Here is a 684-nt window from a genome sequence, read left to right as displayed (position 1 = left end):
GCATGCTGGTGAAACGCAATTTTGACATTCTCCAGCACGGTCATGGCTGTGAACAGCCGGATGTTCTGGAAGGTACGCGCCGCACCCTTATGATTAATCTTGTAGGGCTTCATCCCGCCCACCGATTCATTATTCAGAATAATGTTACCGGTCGATGGCGGATATACGCCCGTCAGCAGGTTGAACAAGGTCGTCTTGCCGGCGCCGTTCGGTCCGATGAGACCAATCAATTCGCCTTTATTAATATGAAGCGAAACTTCGCTGAGCGCTTTGAGTCCGCCAAAAGAGCGGCTGGCTTCTTTTACATTAAGAAGCACTGCTGTCGCTGATACCGCCATTTGCCTTCGCCCCCTTCTTGCCAAACTTGCCAAACGATAATTTCGTTGTGCCCAGCAGACCGCCCGGACGGAAAATCATCATTAGAATTAGAACGATGGAATAGATAATCATGCGCCATTCCGGGAAATCCCGCAGGAAGGTATACAGCAGGGTGACGAACACGGCTCCGACGATCGCGCCAGATGTACTGCCAAGGCCCCCGAGTACGACCATAACGAGAATTTCGAACGACTTCAGGAAGTTGAAGCTGCCCGGTGTGATGACGTAAAACGTGTGAGCAGATAATCCACCTGCCATACCGGCGAAGAGTGCGCCGATGGTGAAGGCAATGACTTTATACATCGT

Annotated in this window: 2 protein-coding genes; both read right to left on the bottom strand. The window is 51.3% G+C overall.

Annotated elements, in window-relative coordinates:
• The coding region (locus tag ACAN55_RS24205; protein WP_379139161.1) for an ATP-binding cassette domain-containing protein at positions 1–338 on the bottom strand (338 nt) is incomplete at its 3' end.
• Positions 307–684 (bottom strand): branched-chain amino acid ABC transporter permease (locus ACAN55_RS24200; protein ID WP_379139158.1); only part of this gene is annotated, 378 nt, incomplete at its 5' end. The genes ACAN55_RS24205 and ACAN55_RS24200, both read right to left, overlap by 32 nt.

Origin of the sequence: Paenibacillus oryziterrae (assembly GCF_042610485.1) — a bacterium.
Lineage (GTDB): Bacteria > Bacillota > Bacilli > Paenibacillales > Paenibacillaceae > Paenibacillus_AQ.
The sequence above is the reverse complement of the archived record's forward strand: the minus strand, read 5'-3'. Positions and strand labels throughout refer to the sequence as shown.